At 55.0% G+C, this 21,095-nt stretch carries 18 protein-coding genes; 10 read left to right on the top strand and 8 right to left on the bottom strand.

The features are described 5' to 3' along the window. Positions 1 to 8: 8 nt before the first annotated feature. Positions 9 to 671, bottom strand: a complete 663-nt coding sequence (hxpB, locus tag ACWAU4_RS02335) for a hexitol phosphatase HxpB (protein WP_144216880.1) — start codon at positions 669 to 671, stop codon at positions 9 to 11. Between the two features lie 392 nt (positions 672 to 1,063). Here hxpB and acnB point away from each other — a divergent pair, with 392 nt between their 5' ends. After that, the gene (acnB, locus tag ACWAU4_RS02340) at positions 1,064 to 3,661 is read left to right on the top strand and encodes a bifunctional aconitate hydratase 2/2-methylisocitrate dehydratase (RefSeq protein WP_025009240.1); all 2,598 of its coding nucleotides are present in this window, start codon (positions 1,064 to 1,066) and stop codon (positions 3,659 to 3,661) included. A gap of 116 nt (positions 3,662 to 3,777) precedes the next feature. Here acnB and ACWAU4_RS02345 read toward each other — a convergent pair whose 3' ends face one another. Then, positions 3,778 to 4,260 (bottom strand): Rsd/AlgQ family anti-sigma factor, encoded by a 483-nt coding sequence (locus tag ACWAU4_RS02345; RefSeq protein ID WP_025009241.1) that lies wholly within the window; start codon positions 4,258 to 4,260, stop codon positions 3,778 to 3,780. Between the two features lie 633 nt (positions 4,261 to 4,893). Here ACWAU4_RS02345 and hemE point away from each other — a divergent pair. Then, on the top strand, positions 4,894 to 5,958 hold the full coding sequence (hemE, locus tag ACWAU4_RS02350; RefSeq protein ID WP_028779575.1) for a uroporphyrinogen decarboxylase: 1,065 nt from the start codon (positions 4,894 to 4,896) through the stop codon (positions 5,956 to 5,958). 49 nt (positions 5,959 to 6,007) lie between these two features. On the opposite strand, the gene ACWAU4_RS02355 is transcribed toward hemE, so the two are convergent. The 3 genes from ACWAU4_RS02355 to ACWAU4_RS02365 form a co-directional block, all read right to left on the bottom strand. Next, positions 6,008 to 6,724, bottom strand: coding sequence for a response regulator transcription factor (locus ACWAU4_RS02355; RefSeq protein WP_028779576.1), 717 nt, complete (start codon positions 6,722 to 6,724; stop codon positions 6,008 to 6,010). 92 nt (positions 6,725 to 6,816) lie between these two features. Beyond that, a complete protein-coding gene (locus ACWAU4_RS02360) occupies positions 6,817 to 7,554 on the bottom strand; it encodes a spondin domain-containing protein (RefSeq protein WP_045283204.1) in 738 nt (245 codons plus the stop codon). Positions 7,555 to 7,565: 11 nt separating this feature from the next. Continuing rightward, a complete protein-coding gene (locus ACWAU4_RS02365) occupies positions 7,566 to 8,267 on the bottom strand; it encodes a spondin domain-containing protein (protein WP_045283203.1) in 702 nt (233 codons plus the stop codon). Positions 8,268 to 8,298: 31 nt separating this feature from the next. Here ACWAU4_RS02365 and ACWAU4_RS02370 point away from each other — a divergent pair, with 31 nt between their 5' ends. The 3 genes from ACWAU4_RS02370 to ACWAU4_RS02380 all read left to right on the top strand — a co-directional run bounded on the left by ACWAU4_RS02370 (position 8,299) and on the right by ACWAU4_RS02380 (position 12,051). Beyond that, a complete protein-coding gene (locus ACWAU4_RS02370; RefSeq protein ID WP_139190632.1) occupies positions 8,299 to 8,526 on the top strand; it encodes a hypothetical protein in 228 nt (75 codons plus the stop codon). 97 nt (positions 8,527 to 8,623) lie between these two features. Then, positions 8,624 to 11,221 carry a putative bifunctional diguanylate cyclase/phosphodiesterase gene (locus ACWAU4_RS02375; protein WP_454290442.1) on the top strand — a complete coding sequence of 866 codons (2,598 nt, stop codon included), beginning with the start codon at positions 8,624 to 8,626 and terminating at the stop codon, positions 11,219 to 11,221. Between the two features lie 26 nt (positions 11,222 to 11,247). Further along, a complete protein-coding gene (locus ACWAU4_RS02380) occupies positions 11,248 to 12,051 on the top strand; it encodes an SDR family oxidoreductase (RefSeq protein ID WP_025009247.1) in 804 nt (267 codons plus the stop codon). Between the two features lie 48 nt (positions 12,052 to 12,099). On the opposite strand, the gene ACWAU4_RS02385 is transcribed toward ACWAU4_RS02380, so the two are convergent. Together ACWAU4_RS02385 and ACWAU4_RS02390 are read right to left on the bottom strand one after the other, a co-directional pair. Beyond that, positions 12,100 to 12,324 carry a hypothetical protein gene (locus ACWAU4_RS02385; RefSeq protein WP_025009248.1) on the bottom strand — a complete coding sequence of 75 codons (225 nt, stop codon included), beginning with the start codon at positions 12,322 to 12,324 and terminating at the stop codon, positions 12,100 to 12,102. Positions 12,325 to 12,398: 74 nt separating this feature from the next. Continuing rightward, a complete protein-coding gene (locus ACWAU4_RS02390; protein ID WP_025886800.1) occupies positions 12,399 to 14,042 on the bottom strand; it encodes a methyl-accepting chemotaxis protein in 1,644 nt (547 codons plus the stop codon). A 339-nt stretch (positions 14,043 to 14,381) separates the two neighbouring features. On the opposite strand from ACWAU4_RS02390, the gene uvrD reads away from it, so the two are divergent. From uvrD to torT, 5 genes are all read left to right on the top strand, one after another. Next, positions 14,382 to 16,547, top strand: a complete 2,166-nt coding sequence (uvrD, locus tag ACWAU4_RS02395) for a DNA helicase II (protein ID WP_096142078.1) — start codon at positions 14,382 to 14,384, stop codon at positions 16,545 to 16,547. Positions 16,548 to 16,649: 102 nt separating this feature from the next. After that, positions 16,650 to 17,510, top strand: a complete 861-nt coding sequence (gene ubiA / locus ACWAU4_RS02400; protein WP_028779581.1) for a 4-hydroxybenzoate octaprenyltransferase — start codon at positions 16,650 to 16,652, stop codon at positions 17,508 to 17,510. A 149-nt stretch (positions 17,511 to 17,659) separates the two neighbouring features. Continuing rightward, complete coding sequence (locus tag ACWAU4_RS02405) at positions 17,660 to 18,700, top strand: NAD(P)H-dependent flavin oxidoreductase (RefSeq protein ID WP_096142077.1); 1,041 nt, start codon at positions 17,660 to 17,662, stop codon at positions 18,698 to 18,700. 139 nt (positions 18,701 to 18,839) lie between these two features. Then, the gene (locus ACWAU4_RS02410) at positions 18,840 to 19,268 is read left to right on the top strand and encodes a hypothetical protein (protein WP_025009251.1); all 429 of its coding nucleotides are present in this window, start codon (positions 18,840 to 18,842) and stop codon (positions 19,266 to 19,268) included. A gap of 155 nt (positions 19,269 to 19,423) precedes the next feature. Continuing rightward, positions 19,424 to 20,446, top strand: coding sequence for a TMAO reductase system periplasmic protein TorT (gene torT / locus ACWAU4_RS02415; protein ID WP_045283202.1), 1,023 nt, complete (start codon positions 19,424 to 19,426; stop codon positions 20,444 to 20,446). On the opposite strand, the gene ACWAU4_RS02420 is transcribed toward torT, so the two are convergent. After that, complete coding sequence (locus ACWAU4_RS02420) at positions 20,430 to 21,002, bottom strand: nucleoside triphosphate pyrophosphohydrolase family protein (protein ID WP_045283201.1); 573 nt, start codon at positions 21,000 to 21,002, stop codon at positions 20,430 to 20,432. The two genes, torT and ACWAU4_RS02420, sit on opposite strands and share 17 nt — an antisense overlap. Positions 21,003 to 21,095: the final 93 nt, after the last annotated feature.

Raw genomic sequence — 21,095 nt, forward strand, 5'->3', positions numbered from 1 at the left:
ATTCGGGCTTACAGGGTATCAAGCAGTGCCGGCAGGGCTTCCAGGCTATCACGCTGATGATGCGCCGCAGCCCAGCGGGGATCCTGGCGCTGCTCGGCTGCCGGGACTATCAAGGTCTGCATATTGGCGGCGCGAGCGGCTATCAGGCCGTTGAAAGAGTCTTCCACCGCCAGGCAGCGGCTTGGTGGCAGTGCCAGTTTGGCGGCGCAGGAGAGATAAACCTCAGGGTGGGGTTTACCGAGTGGAAAATCCTGAGCCGATTGTATCGCATCGAAGGCTTCTGTGATGGCGAGTTTGCCAAGCACGGCATCGATAATATCCCAGGAGGAAGAGGTGGCCAGGCCCACTTTCAGGCCTCGGCTGCGACAGGCGCTGAGGGCATCGACAACACCAGGCATGGGCTTGCCATCGCGGCGGATATAGGCGATTACCGCCGCTATGATTTGATCGGCGATATATTGAGGTTCTACTTTGACCTCGGGAAAGCGCTGTAACCAGAAGTCCACCACCTGATCGATTCGCAGGCCGGTGGTTTGCTGTATGGCTTCACGGCTGACAGTCATCCCCAACTGCTGCAAAACCTGATACTCGGCTTGCTGCCAGACGGGCTCTGAGTCGATCAATATCCCATCCATATCAAAAATAACGGCCTGTATTGCGGGTGCTTGCATGTAAAAGTCTCAAAAACGGCGCGGATTTGGACGCAGGATAACGAAAAGCGGCCCCGGGATGCAAAATTATCCCGGCAGGGGAGATTAGGAGACGCTTGGCTGAAGGCGTTTGAATTTAATTCGATTACTACAATCTAATTATTTGTATTTAAATGAAAAAATCATTTTTTCAAACTATTGTCTAATTTCCTTTGTTTAATGAGGGGCTTAGTGTGTCGCCGACCTTGGGATTTTGCCACGATTTCTCAGTTGCCTTAGTGTGATCTCATTCATACTTTTGCAAAGCTGTAGTATACTGCAGGCCGGAATTTACGGGTCGATCCTGTGGGGCTGTCAGCTTCATTCATGAAGACGTGCAGTCGTAAGAGCGCCTAACAAAGAGGAATGTTGCCGTGCTAGAAGCATATCGTAAACACGTCGAAGAGCGTGCTGCTGAGGGCGTAGTCCCTAAGCCATTGGATGCACATCAAGTGGCTGAGCTTGTTGAATTAGTGAAAAACCCACCTGCAGGCGAAGAAGAATTTATTCTTAACCTGCTCGAAAATCGTATTCCCCCAGGTGTTGACGAAGCCGCCTATGTTAAGGCCGGTTTCCTGGATGCCGTTGCCAAGGGTGAGGTGAAATCCCCAATCCTGAGCGCCGAGCGTGCGCTGGAACTCTTGGGTACCATGCAGGGCGGTTACAACATCGAACCCCTGATCCGCCAATTGGACAACGAGCAGATGGCCCCGCTGGCGGTCAAGGCTCTGTCCCACACCCTGCTGATGTTCGATGCCTTCCACGATGTGGTTGAGAAGATGAAAGCGGGTAACGCCTATGCCAAGCAAGTGGTTGAGTCCTGGGCCAATGCCGAGTGGTTCCTCAGCCGTCCCAAGCTGGCCGATAAAATCTCTCTGACCGTATTCAAGGTCACAGGCGAGACCAACACCGACGACCTGTCTCCGGCTCCTGATGCCTGGTCACGTCCCGATATCCCACTGCACGCCCTGGCGATGCTGAAAAACGCCCGCGACGGTATTGAGCCGGATCAGCCAGGCGTAGTAGGCCCAATCAAGAAGATTGAAGAACTCAAGACCAAGGGCTTCCCACTGGTTTATGTGGGCGACGTGGTCGGTACAGGTTCTTCCCGTAAGTCGGCGACCAACTCTGTGCTGTGGTTCATGGGCGATGATATTCCGTTCGTGCCCAACAAGCGTGCCGGTGGTTTCTGCCTCGGTGGCAAGATAGCCCCTATCTTCTTCAACACCATGGAAGATGCCGGTGCTCTGCCGATTGAACTGGATGTGGGCAATATGGAGATGGGCGATGTTATCGACATCTACCCTTATGCCGGTAAAGTGACCCGTCACGACAGCGACGAAGTTATCTCTGAATTCAAACTCAAGACTGATGTGCTGCTGGACGAAGTGCGTGCCGGTGGCCGTATTCCGTTGATCATCGGCCGCGGTCTGACCGACAAAGCCCGTGAAGCTCTGGGTCTGGAAGCCTCCGATGTCTTCGTGCGTCCAGGTGACGTTGCCGATACCGGCAAGGGTTACACCCTGGCGCAGAAGATGGTAGGTAAGGCCTGTGGCGTAGAAGGTATCCGTCCCGGCCAATACTGTGAACCCAAGATGACTTCTGTCGGTTCTCAGGACACTACCGGCCCTATGACACGTGACGAGCTAAAAGACTTGGCCTGTCTCGGTTTCAGTGCTGATTTGACCATGCAGTCTTTCTGTCACACTGCCGCTTATCCCAAGCCTGTTGACGTAAATACTCACCACACTCTGCCTGACTTCATCATGAACCGCGGCGGTGTTTCCCTGCGTCCAGGTGACGGTGTTATTCACTCTTGGCTGAACCGCATGCTGCTGCCTGATACCGTAGGTACAGGTGGTGACTCGCACACCCGTTTCCCAATCGGTATCTCTTTCCCAGCTGGTTCCGGCCTGGTGGCTTTTGCCGCCGCTACCGGTGTTATGCCACTGGATATGCCTGAGTCTGTGCTGGTGCGCTTCAAGGGTAAGATGCAGCCTGGTATCACTCTGCGTGATCTGGTGCATGCGATTCCGCATAAGGCCATCGAAATGGGTCTGCTGACCGTTGAGAAGAAGGGCAAGAAGAACATCTTCTCCGGCCGTATTCTCGAAATCGAAGGTCTGGAGCACCTCAAGGTTGAGCAGGCATTCGAACTGTCTGATGCGTCCGCCGAGCGTTCTGCCGCCGGTTGTACCATCAAGCTGGATAAAGATCCTATCATCGAGTACCTGAACTCCAACATAGTCATGCTCAAGTGGATGATCGCCGAAGGCTACGGCGACCGCCGTACCATAGAACGTCGTATCAAGGGCATGGAAGAGTGGTTGGCGAACCCTGAACTGATGGAAGCCGACAAGGATGCCGAGTATTCAGCGGTTATTGAGATCGATCTGAATGAGATCAAAGAGCCTATTCTGTGTGCTCCGAACGATCCCGATGACGCCGTATTGCTGTCTCAGGTAGCCAACACCCAGATTGATGAAGTGTTTGTCGGTTCCTGTATGACCAACATAGGTCACTTCCGCGCCACGGGTAAGATGCTGGACAAGTTCGCCAAGACGCTGCCTACTCGTCTGTGGATTGCTCCACCAACCAAAATGGATAAGGATCAGCTGACCGAAGAAGGTTACTACGGTATCTTCGGCCGCGTCGGTGCCCGTATCGAGATCCCGGGTTGTTCTCTGTGTATGGGTAACCAGGCACGGGTTGCCGAAGGCGCGACTGTCGTTTCGACTTCTACCCGTAACTTCCCGAACCGTCTGGGTACAGGTGCCAATGTGTACCTGGCCTCTGCCGAGCTGGCTGCCGTTGCAGCGCTGCTGGGACGTTTGCCAAGCCCTGAAGAGTATCAGGAATATGCCAAGGAGCTGGACGCAACAGCGGCCGATACCTACAGATACCTGAACTTCGACCAACTGGAGTCTTACACCAAGAAGGCCGGTGAAGTGATCTTCCAGTCAGCGGTTTAAGTTATCGCAATAACAAAAGCCAGCTCATAGAGCTGGCTTTTTTGTGTCTGAAACGAGCTGCAAGCGAGTGCAATAAGGCGCAAGGAACGGCGATAAGCTGCAGACTCGTTAAGGGATCAGTTGATGGTCGGTGCCAATTTCTTGTTGTGCAGCACTTCCAACATTCTGTCTTCCAACTGGAAGCGGGTCTCCAGGGCGTGCACCAGTTCGGCGAGATCTTTATCCAGCTGGTAGAGCAGATCGTCGCTTTCCAGCTCGGAATACTTGTCGCTGAAGTCCAGGGCCTGATCTGTGGTCTCGACAATCTTCGGCAGCAACTGCTGTGCCAGTGCCTTGTTCGATTGTCCCTGTTCGTCACAGGCGTCGACTACCTTGTTGAAGACTTCGAAATGACCTTCCGAGACATAATCCACCAGCAGATTGCAGAAGCTGCGAACCTGATCGACACAGGGCAGGGACTTGTCACGGTTTTCATATGGAGCCAGTCCGGCCAACTTACAGTAATAAACCAGTAGCTTTCTGCGGTTGTTCAACCATTGATCCACCAGAGCATTGGCTCCGCCCCATTTTTGCTCGGCCTGTTCAAGTTGTTTCAGCATGATCTTCTCATCCTTATCGCCGCACTTGTTCCTAATTTAGGTGACAAGCTAGCCAGTGATCAACTCTTTTCGGTGTGTAGACGACTTTTTTACACATGGACAAACCAGTTGTTTTGTATACAAAAACAACTCAAATGTTAAATTGTGTATCCAGGCGCGGAATGGGAAATAAAAAGCCCAGCGGTAGAAACTACAGCTGGGCGAGGAAAGTTTTAACAGGCTCGATGTGACGAGCTTCTTGATTGTTCTTGCTAGCGCAGACTTTTTATACCAAAGGGTGGGAACCTGTGCAACTTTTTTCTGTCATAAGACATTAGTCTGACGCCTCAATCTTTATACTTTTGTTGTGAGAATGTGATCCCGTGCCGATTGTGTCGGCAAGTCTTGAGCTTCATCAAGTTCCCCTGTATTCCGTTTATCTGTTTGATTACTGCTTTTGGTTCACACCCTGGCTTGGTGCCTATCAGTTTGCCTGTGGAGCGGCCTGGATGGCTTGGCAGTACGCAAACTTCTCACTGGAATAGTATTTATCCATGCCTGTGGTCACATAAATACTCAGACACAGGTTACAATACAGCCGCAAATGCTAAACTACCGCCCCAGCAGATCTCAATCGGAGTAGGAATAAGCCCAATGGCAGAATTAAAAAACGATCGTTATTTACGTGCGCTGCTCAAGCAACCTGTTGATGTTACCCCAGTTTGGATGATGCGCCAGGCTGGCCGCTATCTGCCAGAATATCGCGCTACCCGCGCCGAAGCCGGTGATTTTATGGCGCTGTGCCGTAATGCCGAACTGGCTTGTGAAGTTACCCTGCAGCCGCTGCGTCGTTTTGAACTGGATGCGGCAATCCTGTTTTCCGATATTTTGACTGTGCCTGATGCCATGGGGTTGGGCCTGTATTTCGAAGCCGGTGAAGGACCTCGCTTTGAGCGTCCAACCGACACCATTGAAGCCATCAAGAAGCTGGCTATACCGGATCCGGAAGATGAGCTCGGTTATGTGATGAAAGCCGTCAGCACCATTCGCCGTGAACTCAAGGGTGAAGTGCCATTGATCGGTTTCTCCGGTTCACCATGGACACTGGCCACTTATATGGTTGAAGGCGGTTCCAGCAAGGCCTTCGAAAAGATCAAGCGGATGATGTATGCCGAGCCTGCCGCCCTGCACATGCTGCTGGACAAGCTGGCCGATTCCGTAACCCTGTATCTGAACGCCCAAATTGCCAACGGCGCTCAAGCCGTGATGATCTTTGACTCTTGGGGCGGCGCGCTGTCTCATGCGGCCTATCGCGAGTTCTCACTGCGTTACATGCAGAAGATAATCGATGGTCTGAACCGTCATGCCGAAGGCCGTCAGGTACCCGTGACCCTGTTTACCAAAGGCGGTGGTCTGTGGCTTGAAGCCATGGCTGAAACCGGCTGTGATGCTCTGGGTCTGGACTGGACCATAGATATTGGCGATGCCCGCAAGCGTGTGGGTGACAAGGTGGCCCTGCAGGGTAATATGGACCCGTCGACTCTGTACGCATCTCCTGAGCGTATTCGTGAGGAAGTGGCACAGATCCTGGCCAGCTATGGTCAAGGAACGGGCCATGTATTCAACCTGGGCCATGGCATCCACCAGCATGTGGATCCTGAGCACGCCGGAGCCTTCGTCAAGTCGGTACACGAGCTGTCTGCCCAGTACCACAAGTAAGCATTCGTTCAATGAAAAAGCCCGCACTGCGGGCTTTTTTATTGCTTTTTCAGTAATGGCTGGCCTGCTCGGGTGGTGAAAACTTGTATCCCACACCCCATACAGTGGTCACTATGGGCTCACTCTTGGGACATGCGGCCAATTTGGTGCGCAGGCGGTTGATATGGCTGTTGACCGTGTGTTCGTAGCCCGCATAGTTTGACCCCCAAACGCCTTGCAACAGTTGCATCCGGCTGAATACCTGTCTCGGCCGCTTGGCCATAAACAGCAAGAGATCAAACTCTCTGGCGGTTAACTGCAGTGGCCGGCCAAAGGCCTTGACCTCACGGGTAGCGCTATTGATGCTGAGGCCGTTGAATTCGAGTTGCTGGCCCGGCAGCTTGATGTATTCGCCCCGTCTGAGCCAGGCCCTGATCCGGGCACGTATCTCCAAAGTGCCACAGCTTTGAAGCAGGTAGTCATCAGCACCGGCCTCAAGAGCCAGAACCACATCGGCCTCGTTGTTGGACTCCCCCAGAAGCAATAGCGGCAGATTCGGATACTCTTGCCTGAGCATCTGACAACGGCCGAGCATGTCACCGTCAGGCAGTTGGCGTGTCATGATCAACAGGGCCAGAGGTTTACTCGCCAGCAGTCTTCTGGCCTGTTGAAAACTCGTCGCTTGCCATAGCTGGCAGCCCAGAGTCTCGAGATTGAGGCGTTGGATATCGGCCAGGCTCTGATCATGGGCAAGCAGCAGGATCTGCGGTGTGCTGGAAGGGATCATCTTGGGCTCCGAATCAACTCTGGGTATTGGAGTTGACCCGGCGCCGCGGGGTTTTCTTTCAGGCTCTTATCTTGGGAGCAAAGCGCTGAAGACTAGGACTTGCGGTAGATCACTATCTTGAGCACCGGATTATCGAACCTGTGCGAGGGCGCCAAGACCGAGTCGGCCAGGCCGTCATCGGCCGAGATAACCCCAGGATGGAGATGCACTCTATCGACATCATCCCTGGCACTGTTAAAGCCTTCACCACCATCGGCCGGGCCGGGAATACTGCCTTTGGTTTCTGAGTTGGCTTCGGTGCCGGCATCATAGGCGGGAGCAAGCAGTTGCAAGCTCTCATTGGCTGCCAGGTTACTCAGGTCTACCTGCTGAATGCCACTGAAAGCGTCATTGGTATTCACCAGCATAGTGACCAAGGCCAAGGTCATATTCTCTTCTGAGTCCAGGTTCAGGCTGAAGTCCTGGGTCATCCCGGGGGCCAGCGGAGCTTCGGCGCTCATCCGTGTGTGGACTCCGCTGATATTGGCCAACTCGCTGTTGTCGCCACCTTCTGCGAGTCGCTCGAGTGCCAGGCTTGCCGGCGAGCCGTTTTGCCAGAGTTGCAGCTCTTTGTCGGTAGTCAACAGGGCGATAGGTGATAGAGGTTGGTTAGCGGTCAGGTTGGTCACCCGGATATCGAATTTGCTGGTAGCAGGCTCAGGTTCCGGTGGCTGGGGTGGCGTGCCGGGATGGTCATTGTCCGAGCAGGCGGTCAGCATTACCAGTGCCAGTATCAGGGGCAGGGCAAAGACTCGGGCCTGAGTCGGTTCTTTAGGGCTTGTAGTGTTCATCTGCCGCTCCTTTATTTGACGGTAACGATCAAGGCGGCAACCGGGTTCAGCCAGCGATGGATACGGCTGTCGACATCGCTGATGCCGCCATTGGGATCTGTATCCCCGAGTAGTCCCGGGTGGATATGCACCCTGTCATTGCTCGAGTCGTCCATCACGCCGGTGCCGTTCTGGCCGCCCATACCATCGGGCGCCGCCGGAATGCCGGGAACTCCAGGCGCGCCGCCACCGGTTATCTGCTCGTCGTTGGCTTCTGTCCCGGCATCATAGGCATTGAGATAGAGGGTATAGCTGCCCGGAGTGCTGGGTATTTCCCAACCGTCCAAGCCGACAAAGGCATCATTGGTGGGCAGCAGCATGGCCACCAGACTCAGATGGGGCAGGGCGCCGCTATCCAGCATTACCTTTTCAACCTTGGCGCCAGGGGCCAGTAAGCCGGCGGCTGGGTTGGCCACAATCACGCCGTTGTTGGCTGTGACTGCCAGTTGCAGTTCGCTGATATCTCCGCCTTCTGCCATCTTCTGCAGGGCAGAGCTTGCGGGCTCTCCGGCTTGAAACAGGTGACTGTTGCCGTCATGGGCGGCGATAAGCAAGGGGGTAAAGTGGTTGCCATGGGTCAGGTTGTTGATACTTATCTCCAACTGGGCGGCTTGGGATAACTGGCTCAGTGGCAGTGTGCTCAACAGTAGTGGCAGTAGTAACTTGGGTTTCATCGGCTTGCTCCTTCTTATGGGGATAAGTCCAGTGTTTACCCTGGAGTTCACCTCAAGGTCGCCGGTTTATCACGAAAGCTTCACTTTTTCGGGGCGGGGAATGGCTAATCTGCGGCGATTGGGATTTTCAATTTTGCAAATTGTGCTCAAAAGCACATACCTAACCGCCTTTTACTGCGCCAAATCAACACAATTGGATAACAGTCAGGGCAAGCTGATGCAGTTTGTCGCGGGCAAAGTGGCGGCAAATGGGCAATGACGCCAGTCAAGAGTTTTAACCGGACGTTAAATGAGGTATGTTGCCTGCCGGAGTCCGGCCATTCTTGGTATCCGGTAACAATCAGCCGTGGTTTAAGATGCACATTGGCAAAAAAATAGGCGTATTTATCCTGGGGTTTTGTATTCCTGCCCTGCTTGCGGTCGCCTACAGTTTGAATTTTTGGTTTGAATACAGTCTGGGTCAGTTCCGGCAGCAAACGCTGGAGCATGAGTATGTCGGAATTGAGCAGCAGTTTACCCGTGAGTCCAGGCGCCTGTTACAACTGGCGCGCCTCTATGTTCCCATTCTTCAAACGCCGGGCGAGTCGCTGCTGAAAGGTTGGCTGGAGGGGTTGCAGTCTTCCAATATCAGTTTGTTTCATCTGCATCAGGGTAAGGTGACGGCGCTGGCAGACGGCAAGACCCGGGTGTCCGGGCAGATAATCCCTCCCGCCGGACTCTTCTCCACCCTGGACAAGGAAGCCTTTGGCGCCGTGATAGTCAATGAGCAACCTTTGCAGCTGGGGTTCTATCGTTTCGATGATGACGAGGCTCTGATAGTCACTCGTTTACTGACCCCTGCACACCTGCAGAGCCTGGGACAGGCTGACCTTATCCATTCCGTGGCGCTGGCACCGCTGCAACAGCAGGTGAGCCCGGGGCAACATCTTAAGCTGGCCAGTCAAATCCAAGTGCCCACCCTTATTGGGCCTGTGCTGGCGCTGCAGGTTAAACAACAAAGAGATGCCTTCGAGCGGCTGGAATGGCAAAGCCTGTTGGTTGTCATGCTGCTGTTGCTAGGCGGCATGCTGATGGTGGCCGCCGGTTATCTCTGGCTGCGACGCGGCTTGCTGAAACCTTTCGACCGTTTGATGACAGAGCTGAAGGAGATAGATCCCAGCGCCAGACGCTATACCCATGTCAGCGGCAGTGGCGGCGCCGAGTTCAAGGTGTTGGCCGACAGGATCAATAACCTGTTGCTGCGGATTTTTCAGCAGAAAGAGCGTTCCCGAATCACCCTGGAATCCATTGCCGAAGCCGTGATCCTCACCAACAATAAGGCCAGAGTTATCTATCTCAATCCTCAGGCGGAATCCCTGCTCGGGCTGCGCAGTCAACAGGCTTTGGGGCGGACTCTGGATACCCTGCTCAAGAGCGATAATCAACTGGACGAAGAACTGCTCAACTTTATGTCCAGCGGCAGCCGGGTTCCCGAATACAGCAAGGTCACGCTGCAGATGCAGCAGCCGAGAATCATGGAGCGGGCGGTCAGCAACCTCTGCAATCACAAGGGCCAGGTGATAGGCGTGGTGACTGTGCTGCGGGACATTACCCAGGAGGAAACCCTCAAACAGCAACTGAGGTTGAAGGCCAGTGTCGATGGTATTACCGGGCTTTACAACCGCAGCGCCTTTGAAGAGCGGCTGCCGGGGTACGCCGAAGGCGCCGAGACCCTGGCACTCTGTTATCTGGATCTGGAGCAGTTCAAGCTTATCAATGACAACTGCGGCCATGACGCCGGCGATCAGATACTGGTCATGGTTGCCAGAGCCATAGAGTCCTGTCTGCAGGGTGACGAGATGTTGGCCAGGCTCGGTGGTGATGAATTTGGCTTGGCTATCCGTAATCGCAGTGCTCTGGAAGTTGCCAGGTTCTTAAAACAGGTGGTGAGGCAGGTTTGTCTGCAGATCTTGCCCTGTGGCGGCGCCCATTACCGAGTCGGGGTCAGCTGTGGCGTGGCCTTCCATAGAGGCCCTTGCTCTGCGCCCGCCGAGCTGCTCAAGGATGCCGATATCGCTTGTCTGGCGGCCAAGCGCAAGGGCAGTAGTCAAATTCACTTCTTCGATGATCGCAACAAAGAACTGGCCAATGAACGCAATGCCCCCAAGTGGGCGGTGCGTATTGCCAGAGCCATAGAGGATAAAGAGCTGCTGCTCTATTTCCAGCCGATTAAAGGACTCAACGGCTGCTGTCGCCGTCAAAGGCTGGAGATCTTGCTGCGGATCCGCGACAACAGTGGTCGTATTCTGCCTCCGGCACAGTTTATTGCGGCGGCGGAGCGTTTCAAGTTGATGCCGGAAGTCGATAGGGAAGTGATCCGCAAGGCATTCCTCTGGCTATCCGAGCATCCTCAGCTATGGCCGGAGATCTGTATCTCCATCAACCTTTCGGGAAACAGCCTGGGCAGTGAAGGTATGCTGGATTACATCGCCGAGATGCAGGGGCGCTATGGCATTCCCAGCTCCTGTGTCTGCTTTGAGATTACAGAGACCAGTGCTATTCAGAACCGAACCCGGGCGATGGAGATGCTCAACCAATTGCGCCGCTTGGGATTTGCCTTTGCTCTGGACGACTTTGGCAGTGGCTTTGCCTCATACGGCTACCTGCGGGAGCTGCCGGTGGATTATGTGAAGATAGATGGCTGCTTTGTCCGGCATCTGGCGACCAATGCCAGGGACTATGCAATAGTCAAATCGATTCACGATGTATGCCGGGTCATGGGCATAGAGACAGTGGCTGAGTTTGTCGAAAACCAGGAGATCATGGATAAGCTGCTGGAGATAGGGGTCGACTATGCCCAGGGGTACGCCATAGGGCGTCCCAAACCTCTGGAGCAGTTTTTACAATGGGAGAAGCGCCATGAGCGCCGGCAGCAGGGATTGCACTTGCAGGAGGAGTATGCGAGCTTAGCCTGATAACTTCGACTGACAATGGACTGCAGATGGAAGGACTTGCTGATAAGGTCATAGTGATTACCGGCGCCTCGGAAGGTATTGGGCGGGCGCTCGCTCTGGCACTGGCGCCGCTTGGCGGACAACTGGTACTCAGTGCCCGCAATGAATCCAGGTTGCGTACCCTGGCGATGGAGGTCGAGTCGGTTGGCGGTGCGCCGTTGGTGGTTTGTAGTGATGTCGGGCGACAACAGGACTGTGAAGCCTTGATAGCCACGGTTATCGAACGCTTCGGCCGGCTGGATATACTGATCAACAATGCCGGCATGACCATGTGGAGCCGCTTCGATGAACTCAAGCAACTGGACATTCTTGAACAGCTGATGCGGGTCAATTATTTGGGACCGGCCTGGCTGACCCATGCAGCATTGCCGCATCTGAAGGCTTCCCAAGGGCAAGTGGTGGTGGTGGCTTCCGTGGCCGGTCTGACCGGGGTGCCAACCCGCAGTGGTTATGCCGCCTCCAAACATGCTGTCGTGGGCTTTTTTGATTCACTGCGAATCGAGTTGGCCGAGGACAATGTTGCTGTGACCGTGATATGTCCTGACTTTGTGGTCTCCGAGATCCACCGGCGGGCGCTGGATGGAGAGGGTAAACCGCTCGGAACTTCTCCCATGGCAGAGAGCAAGATCATGACCGCCGAAGAATGCGCGCAGATGATGCTGCCGGTCATAGCCGGGCGGGGGCGAATGTTGATCACCTCCTGGCGTGGTCGTCTGGGGCGTTTTGTCCGCCTTATCGCTCCAGCCTGGGTGGATAATCTTGCCCGTAAGGCAATAGCGTCCGGGCACTAGCCCAAGAATAAATAAGCCTCCGTGAGGGAGGCTTAGGTGTTCCAGAGATTACTTTTTGTCGTTGAGGTGCTGGACTATGGTGGCCTTCGCCTCCTCATGGCTGGCCTTGGCGGCTTTGGCCTGAATATGGGCCGTTGCCTTGTGGCCGGTTATATCCTCGGCGATATGCAGCCAATCCGGATGCCAGTAAAACTGGCTGCCTTCCAGTGTCGACCAGTTGTGCACCCCATGAGTTTCACCGTTATATACCAAGTCTTTGATTGAATATCCCATAGTCAGTCTCTCCAAGTTAGAATGGTATTATCATGCGGCCGTCGTGGCCGCGTGAGTGTGACGAAGATCTCATTTTAGGTGCGGAAACGACTGATCAAATGTGCCAGGTTGTGGGCCAACTGACTCAGCTCCTGGCTGGATTGAGACACATGCCCCGTCCCCATGGACACCTTGGAGGCGGCATCACTGATATTGGTGATGTTGACCCCCAACTCACCGGTAACCGCTGTTTGCTGCTCAGTGGCACTGGCCACCTGAATCGCCATGTCGTTGATGATGCCGATAGCGGCACTGATCCTTTCAATCGCATCGCTGGCCTCATTGGCGCAGCGAACACTGCCCTGCATCCGCTCGCGGCTCTTTTGCATCACTTCGTTGGCATGCAGAGCTCTTTGCTGCAGCTGTTCTATGGTGCCTTTGATTTCCAGCGCCGAGCTTTGGGTACGGCTGGCGAGTGTGCGCACCTCATCGGCCACCACGGCAAAGCCTCTTCCTGCCTCACCGGCCCGGGCGGCTTCGATGGCGGCGTTGAGGGCCAATAAATTGGTCTGCTCTGTTATTTGGGCGATCACTTCCAGCACCATGGCAATGGAATCTGAGTCTTTTTGCAGTTGGCCTATCACTTCGCTGGCGGCGGTGATTTCCGCATCCGAGCTTTGAATGGTATCCAGTGTTTGCAGCACCACTTGTTGGCCCTCTGTGGTGGCCAGCACCCCTTGGTTGGCTTGATCGGCGGTTTGGGTGGTGTTGCGGGAGATATCGGCAATCGAACTCTGCAGCTCTGTCATGGCGGTAGCCACCTGATCGACCTCAGAGCGCTGTTGCTGCATCTCTTCGGCGGCTTCGGCGGCGACTGTAGTCATCTCTTCCACGGCGGCGGCCAGTTGCACCGAGGCTGCGCCTATCTGGGAAATCATCTCATGCAGAGTGTTACGCATCTGTCCCAGGGTTTCGGCCAGGTGTTTGAACTCGCTGCTGCTGAATTTTTCCATCGGAATTTCGGTTGCGAGATCGCCAGAGGCTATCTGCTCCAGCACTTGAGTAGTGGCGCCAAGGGGGATAAAGATACGCCGCAGCAGGAACCAGCCGGCTCCCAATGCCAGAGTCACAAAGAGGCAGAAGACGATGACCAGACTGCTGCTGAGGGATTGAATTGCCTGTTCACTGGCGCTTCTGGCAGAGCTGACCTTATTGGTTTCCAGTTCCATCAAGGCTTTGAGTTCGGTCTCGACATTGTTGTAAATATGCCAGGACTCCATGGAGGTCAGCATGTTGGCGGTGTTTTCCGGCAGGTCGCTGCTGTCTCGATCCAAAAATTGTTTATGCAGTCCCATAAAGGCCTGCAGTGGGGCATCCAGCTTGTGCAGTTGCACCAGGGTATCTTGCCCGGCACCCTGTTTCAGTTGCGCCAGCGCCGAGTTGATCGCCAGGGTCTGATCCTGCAGGTACTGACGTGACTCCTCACTCATGGGGGCATTCAGTACCCGTCTCAAGCTGTATCCCAGCTGTTCCCGTCTGAGGCCGGATACCAGTTGCAGCAAAGAGGCGGCCTGATCATTGCTGTGGTACTCCCGCTCCAGCAGGCTTATTTGGCTTTTCACCTCCTGCAGGTGATAGGCAATGGTGCCCAATGACAGGCAAAACAGCGCTAGCAGCGCGGCAAACAAGGTGATCAACAACTTGCGCAAAGAAAGATTGGAAAAGATGGCTTGGTTCACAACCCGGCTCCAAAACAAATGTATGAAATATATAGTGAATGTTTCAAGATCCTAGGTGTTTGTCCGGATGCAAACTGTGAGTTGTGGCAATTTAATAGGTAATTGTTTTAATTTTTAGTATTTTTGATTGCTTATATTGTTAAGTCATTATTTAGTAATGATTTAATATTAATGCCAAATGCAGTGTCTTGTTTGTGGTCAAAGCAGGAGGAATACAGATGGAGCCGACTCTGCTGTGCCCACTGCATCTGAGTCCAATTCTGTCAGTAGCCTGCCAAGGCGCGTAGGAGCTATGGGTCTTTCCTGCTATAATGCGCGCTCGTTTTTGTGGAGGCGCGAATGGACGTATCTTCTTTATTGGATGGCCTGAATGACAAGCAGCGTGAGGCGGTAGCCGCACCTCAATCCAGCATGCTGGTGCTCGCCGGTGCCGGCAGCGGCAAGACCCGGGTACTGACTCACAGGATTGCCTGGCTGCTGCAGGTGGAAAACCAGAGCCCATACTCCATTATGGCGGTGACCTTTACCAATAAGGCGGCCGCTGAGATGCGGGAACGGGTGGAGAAGATAGTCGGCAACCATATGGGCCGCATGTGGATCGGTACCTTCCATGGTCTGGCCCATCGTCTGCTGCGCACTCACTGGCAGGATGCCGGCCTGCCGCAAAATTTTCAGATCCTCGACTCGGATGATCAGCTCCGCCTGCTCAAGCGCATCCTCAAAAGCCTGAATCTGGATGAGAAACAGTATCCGCCGCGGATGGTGGCCGGCTATATCAACGGCAAGAAGGATGAAGGGCTAAGGCCGAAACATCTGGATGGCGGCCTCTTCCCCATGGAGCAGAAACTGGTGCAAATCTATCAGGTGTATCAGGAGTCCTGTGATCGCGCCGGGCTGGTAGACTTTGCCGAGATACTCTTGCGGGCTCACGAGCTGTTTCTCAACAAGGAACATATTCTGGCCCACTATCAGGACAGGTTCCGCAATATTCTGGTGGATGAGTTTCAGGACACCAACGCCATTCAATATGCCTGGATCAGAGTATTGGCAGGCAAGAGCGCCAATGTGATGATAGTGGGCGACGATGACCAGTCCATCTATGGCTGGCGTGGCGCCCAAGTGGAAAACCTGCACAAGTTTTTACAGGATTTTCCCAATGCCGAAACTATTCGCCTGGAGCAAAACTATCGCTCCAGCGGCAATATTCTCAAGGCCTCCAACGAACTTATCGCCAACAACCCGGATCGGCTGGGTAAACAGCTGTGGACCGAAGATGTCGATGGTGAGCCGATCTCAGTTTACTGTGCCTTCAATGAGATGGATGAAGCCCGCTTCATCATAGGCCGCATTGGCGACTGGCAGGACAAGGGTGGCAGTCTCTGTGACTGCGCCATCCTCTATCGCAGTAATGCTCAATCACGGGTATTGGAAGAGGCCTTGCTACACAAGGGGCTGGCCTATCGCATCTATGGCGGCTTGCGCTTCTTCGAGCGTCAGGAGATCAAGGATGCCATGGGATACCTGCGTCTGATTGCCAACCGCGACGATGACGCCGCCTTCGAGCGGGTGGTCAACACTCCCGCCAGAGGCATAGGCGATCGCACCCTGGATATTCTCAGAACCACGGCCCGGCAGCAGCAATTGACCCTGTGGCAAGCCTGCGTCCGTTTGTTGGAGGAGAAGGTCTTGGCCGGCCGCGCCGCCAATGCGGTGCGCAGCTTTATGGACTTGATAGTGCAGCTGCGCAGCGATACCGAAGAGCTGCCCCTCTATCGCCAGGCGGATATAGTGATCCAGGACTCCGGGCTCAAGGCCATGTATGAGCAGGAAAAGGGCGAAAAGGCTCAGGCCAGAGTGGAAAACCTCGAGGAACTGGTCACCGCGGCGCGCACCTTCGAAGTGCCGGAAGAGCTGGTGGACATGGGTGAGTTGAATGCCTTCCTGTCCCATGCGGCGCTGGAAGCGGGAGAAGGCCAGGCCGATGCCCACACAGATGCGGTGCAGTTGATGACGCTGCACTCGGCCAAGGGACTGGAGTTCCCGCTGGTGTTTATGGCCGGTGTTGAAGAAGGGCTGTTCCCCAGCCAGTTGTCGCTGGAAGAGGGCGATCGTTTGGAAGAAGAGCGGCGCCTGTGTTACGTGGGCATGACCCGCGCCATGCAACAGCTGTATATCACCTATGCCGAGTCACGCCGCATCTATGGCCGTGAAAACTACTCGCGGCCGTCGCGTTTTATCAAGGAGATCCCGCCTCAGTACCTGCAGGAGATCCGCCTCAAGGCGCAGGTGGCAACTCCCATGGCTAACAACAGGTTCAGCAAGTCGCAAAGCAGCTTCAACGACACGGGCTTCAATGTTGGCCAACGGGTGCTGCACCCCAAATTCGGTGAGGGGATAGTGACCAATTTTGAAGGCCAGGGAGCACAGGCCAGGGTGCAGGTGAATTTCGATGACTTCGGCAGCAAGTGGTTGGTGGTGGCCTACGCCAAGTTAACTGCTTGTTGACAGCCCGGGTAGGAAAATTCGTGTTTTGCGGTGTCAATCACACTGTTGCTGAGTCATAATGCTTGGCAAATTTAAGGCTGAGATGTGTTGGAGAGCCTACCGATGAACTTGAGGGAAAAAATTGATGTCTATGCCCGTCTGTCGCGTCTGGACAGACCCATAGGAACTTTTCTGCTGCTGTGGCCCTGTTTAATGGCGCTGTGGCTGGCGGCCGGGGGCTTACCGGATCTCAAGGTGCTGATCATCTTTATCGTAGGTGTGTTTGTGATGCGTGCCTGTGGCTGCATCATCAACGACTATGCCGACCGCGAGCTGGATACCTATGTCGAGCGCACCAGGTCCAGGCCCTTGGCCAGTGGTGAGGTCACGGTCAAAGAAGCGCTGGGCCTGTTTGTGGTCATGGGGCTGTTTGCCTTTGGTTTGGTGCTGTTGCTCAACCCTCTGGTGGTTAAACTCTCCCTTGTCGGCATGCTGCTGACCATTATCTATCCCTTCACCAAGCGCTACACCAATATGCCGCAGATGTTCCTCGGCATAGTCTGGAGCTGGTCGATTCCCATGGCCTATGCCGCCCAGACAGGTGAAGTGCCTGTCGAAGCCTGGTGGCTATTTGCCGCCAACTGGTTCTGGACTGTCGCCTACGACACCATGTATGCCATGGTCGACAGGGACGATGACCTCAAGGTGGGGATCAAGTCCACCGCCATTCTGTTCGGCCGTTACGACAGGCAGATCATCGGCCTGTTTCAGTTGGCAGCGCTGGCCTGCTTTATGACTGCAGGTTATGTGGCCGAGCGAGGTGCCCTCTATCTGGTGGGGCTGCTGGCCTTTATCGGCTTTGGGCTTTATCAGCAGAGGCTGATTTACGACCGGCAGCGGGCTCCCTGCTTCAAGGCATTTCTCAACAACAACTGGGCGGGTATGGCCTTGTTTGTCGCCTTGGGGATGGATTACCTGCTCTGAACGACACTGAGTTTGACTGTCAACGCCGCGATTATCGCGGCGTTTTTGCTGGCGCAAACAACTGCCAACCGTTAGTCTGAACAGCTGGATGATTGAACCAAGCAGCGGGAATAGCGCCGCTGAGGACTGAAGCAAGAAGGAGTCTTGGTATGTTGATAGAACAACTCTTTGGTATTGAATTGCCGCTTATTCAAGCCCCCATGGCCGGCGCCCAGGGCGTGCCGCTGGCATTGGCCGTCGCTTCCGCCGGTGCGCTTGGTTCTATTCCCTGTGCCATGTTATCCCATGACAAACTCAAGCTGGCGCTAGAGAGCTTCAGGCGCCAGAGTGACCGGCCGGTAAACCTCAACTTCTTCTGCCACAAGCCACCCGAGGAACAAGTCGAGCGTTTGCATGCCTGGCTGCAGCAACTGGCGCCCTATTACCGTGAATTCGAGGTCGAAGATCTCGGCGGTGGCGCCGAGCGGCGTCCCTTCGATGCTGAGGTTGCCGCGGTTATAGAACCCTTTCGTCCCGAAGTGGTGAGTTTTCATTTCGGGCTTCCCTCCACCGAGCTGATGCTCAGGGTCAAGAGCTGGGGCACCAAGGTGATCGCCTCGGCAACCAGCGTCGCCGAGGCCAAATGGCTCGAATCCAGAGGCGTGGATGCCATCATAGCCCAGGGCCTGGAAGCCGGTGGTCACAGAGGCCATTTCCTCAGTGATGATTTGACCGAGCACAGTGGTACCTTTGCCCTGTTACCGCGCCTGGTTCAGGCGGTGAAGGTGCCCGTGATTGCCGCCGGTGGTATTGCCGACGCCGCCGGAGTGCAGGCGGCCATGGCTTTGGGGGCGGCCGGGGTGCAGGTGGGCACGGTCTATCTCTTGTGCCCGGAGGCCGAGATCAGTGAACTGCATCGCCAAGCGCTGAAAGATCCGCAAATGAATCGCCATACGGCGCTGACCAATCTCTACAGTGGCCGTCCGGCCAGAGGCATAATGACCCGTTTGATGCGTGAGTTGGGGCCTTTGGGGCAAGCGCCGGATTTCCCATTGGCGGCCAATGCCATTGCGCCGCTGCGCGCCGCGGCAGAAGCACGCGACTGCAGTGATTTCAGCCCGCTCTGGTGTGGTCAGAATCCGGAGGGATGTCGGGAAATTCCCGCCGCCGACTTGACTCGTGAGTTGATGGCGGCCTTTATCAGGGCTTGAGCTTTTTCTGGTCTAGTGTATGTAACTGCCTGTATCATTGCGAATTAGTCACTCCTGCAACCGGCGGAGTGACCCTATCTTTAGATGGACTGCAATCAAAGCTTTGACTGCGGCGTGGAGCCGCAATAGGGAGATATAGATGAAAAAATCACTTGCTCTGGCGCTGCTGGCCCTGATGGTCAGTGCCAACGCCGCGGCCCGCGACACCATAGCCCAGTATCCGGTGCAGGAACTGCTACAGACCGAGAAGGCCAAAGAAGCCCTTTACGATGTGCCACTGTATTTTGCCACTCAGGCTCACCCGGAGATCAGCAAGAGCTATGGTGAGGTGATCACCAATAAAAAGACCAATGCTTTTGGCAAGTCGGATCGCGAAGCCTGTGAGTGGGTGATGTTGAGTGCGCTAAAGGCGTTGCAGGAGCGCGCCGAGCGTGAGGGGATGGACGCTGTGGTCAATATCCAGTCCTATTACAAGAAGCGTGAGTTTGCCAGCGAGACCGAATATGAGTGTGGCGCCGGTGCCATCATGGCCGGGGTGGCACTGAAAGGGACCCTAGTGAAGTTCTAACCACTTTAACTCACTGACAAAGCAGGCCAGGAGGTCTGCTTTTTTTGTAGCTGAATTCTGCTTCTCTGTCGTCCCGAGTTAGTCGAATGCTCGATCAAGGCACCACTTTATGGCGATTGGTATAAGGTTAATAGAGTGACTCTCGGGAATAAAAGATGAAATATCTCCTCTGCAGTTTATTGCTGCTGGTTTTTCCTGCCACGGCAACCTGGTATCCGGTCAAGGTGCGTGCCGATGGTGAAGCGCAATTGTATAAGCCGCTGGTGCGGGCCAACAAAGCCTGGCGCCTCTGTGCTCTTTTGCCCCATGGTAAAGATCATTACTGGTGGGGTGTTGCCTGGGGCTTGGCCGAGGAAGCGGACAGGCTGGGCGTCGAGATAGGTATTTATGATGCCGGTGGCTACACTGAGGCGGAGCGGCAACTGCGCCAGCTAGATGAATGCGAGGCCCGTGGCGCCCAAGGTTATATTCTGGCGGCCGTCTCGGCGGAGCTATTCAACGCTGAGTTGCCGAGGCTCAGGGCCAAGGACGCCAAAGTTGTGGATCTGGTCAATGGCATTAACAGCAATCAGGTAGACAGTCGCTCGTTGGTGTCTTTTGTCGATATGACTCAAGCCGCGGTGCAATATCTGTTTGCCGCCAGTGGCAGACAGGATTTCAGCCTGGCCTGGTTTCCCGGCCCTTCGGGAGCGGCTTGGGTGATGGATGCCGAGCTGGGGCTAAAACAAGGGCTTAGCGGTTCCCAAGTCGAGCTGATTGAAGGCGGTTATGGTGTCACTGAAACCTTTGTGCAGGCCGACTTGGTGCGGGCGCTGACCCGGCGCTTTCAGGCAGATTATCTACTGGGCAATGCGGTGGCGGCCACTGTGGCGGCCAGAATGTTTCCCGGGCGGGTGTTGGCATTTTACAGTAATCCGCAAACCATGGCCTTGGTCGAGCAGGGCAAGTTGATGGCAACAGTGACCGACTTACCTGTACTGCAGGCGAGAATTTCGGTTGATTTGGCGGTGAGGCTGCTGCAGGGCGAAAAAGTGCCTGGGCGGGTCAGCCCGGAGATCCGGGTAGTCACCCCGCAAAACATCTCTGAGCTGGATATGAGTCAGACCCTGCCCCCTGAAGGACAATGGATGACCTACAGGGAGCTGAGCAAACTCGAGGGGCCTAAACCAGACCCTTGAGGTTGGCCGGACGATAATAGACAGACTTGAGCACTTTGCCCTGGCGCACTGTCTTGCCGGTCATTTCCACATCTTTGGCGCACTTGGCTATCAGGAAATCGCCCTGACGGCTGCCGACAATTTCCACCCCTTGCTTGGCATAGTGAGCCACAGTATCCGCCAGTTCCTGCTCATTGCGGCATACCTTGCTCATGTTGCTGGCATGTACCTCATCCCAGCAGGGCTCAAAGTCGATTGCCTTGTTGGCGGCAACCTGCAGCAGCAGATCTATCAGGTAGCTGATCTCCAGTCGCTCCCCAACTTGGGTGCAGCCCAAGTGTACCAAGCGGCCCATCAACACATACACGCTGTCGACTATGGCGTCGGCCTGTTCAACTTTATCACCGGCCTCGGCCAGTTCGGTCAGCTCTTCGCTGATAAGCGAGGTGTGCAGTGTGTCTGCCTTGGCATCCAGGGTGTCAGGAGAGTTGACCGGCAGGTCGAAAGTGGCGCGAAATTCCTGAATATCACGGTAGAGCTTGCTGTACAGCTCTTGAGTCAGCAGAGTCAGTTTCATAGCTTGGGTTCCAGCTTGGGCAAAGGAGAGGATGATAAAGAATGCGCGCGCCGAAGGCAAAAAAGCCTCCCGAAGGAGGCTTTTTGAGGTGAA

This window comes from Shewanella sp. FeAMO (assembly GCF_053653955.1).

Coding starts and splice junctions, on each gene's coding strand:
- ACWAU4_RS02385 (WP_025009248.1), bottom strand. CDS start 12,324: ATGGGATATTCAATCAAAGACTTGGTATATAACGGTGAAACTCATGGG.
- ACWAU4_RS02380 (WP_025009247.1), top strand. CDS start 11,248: ATGGAAGGACTTGCTGATAAGGTCATAGTGATTACCGGCGCCTCGGAA.
- ACWAU4_RS02360 (WP_045283204.1), bottom strand. CDS start 7,554: ATGAACACTACAAGCCCTAAAGAACCGACTCAGGCCCGAGTCTTTGCC.
- torT (WP_045283202.1), top strand. CDS start 19,424: ATGAAATATCTCCTCTGCAGTTTATTGCTGCTGGTTTTTCCTGCCACG.
- ACWAU4_RS02345 (WP_025009241.1), bottom strand. CDS start 4,260: ATGCTGAAACAACTTGAACAGGCCGAGCAAAAATGGGGCGGAGCCAAT.
- ACWAU4_RS02375 (WP_454290442.1), top strand. CDS start 8,624: ATGCACATTGGCAAAAAAATAGGCGTATTTATCCTGGGGTTTTGTATT.
- ACWAU4_RS02355 (WP_028779576.1), bottom strand. CDS start 6,724: ATGATCCCTTCCAGCACACCGCAGATCCTGCTGCTTGCCCATGATCAG.
- hemE (WP_028779575.1), top strand. CDS start 4,894: ATGGCAGAATTAAAAAACGATCGTTATTTACGTGCGCTGCTCAAGCAA.
- ubiA (WP_028779581.1), top strand. CDS start 16,650: ATGAACTTGAGGGAAAAAATTGATGTCTATGCCCGTCTGTCGCGTCTG.
- uvrD (WP_096142078.1), top strand. CDS start 14,382: ATGGACGTATCTTCTTTATTGGATGGCCTGAATGACAAGCAGCGTGAG.
- ACWAU4_RS02420 (WP_045283201.1), bottom strand. CDS start 21,002: ATGAAACTGACTCTGCTGACTCAAGAGCTGTACAGCAAGCTCTACCGT.
- ACWAU4_RS02365 (WP_045283203.1), bottom strand. CDS start 8,267: ATGAAACCCAAGTTACTACTGCCACTACTGTTGAGCACACTGCCACTG.
- ACWAU4_RS02410 (WP_025009251.1), top strand. CDS start 18,840: ATGAAAAAATCACTTGCTCTGGCGCTGCTGGCCCTGATGGTCAGTGCC.
- ACWAU4_RS02405 (WP_096142077.1), top strand. CDS start 17,660: ATGTTGATAGAACAACTCTTTGGTATTGAATTGCCGCTTATTCAAGCC.
- hxpB (WP_144216880.1), bottom strand. CDS start 671: ATGCAAGCACCCGCAATACAGGCCGTTATTTTTGATATGGATGGGATA.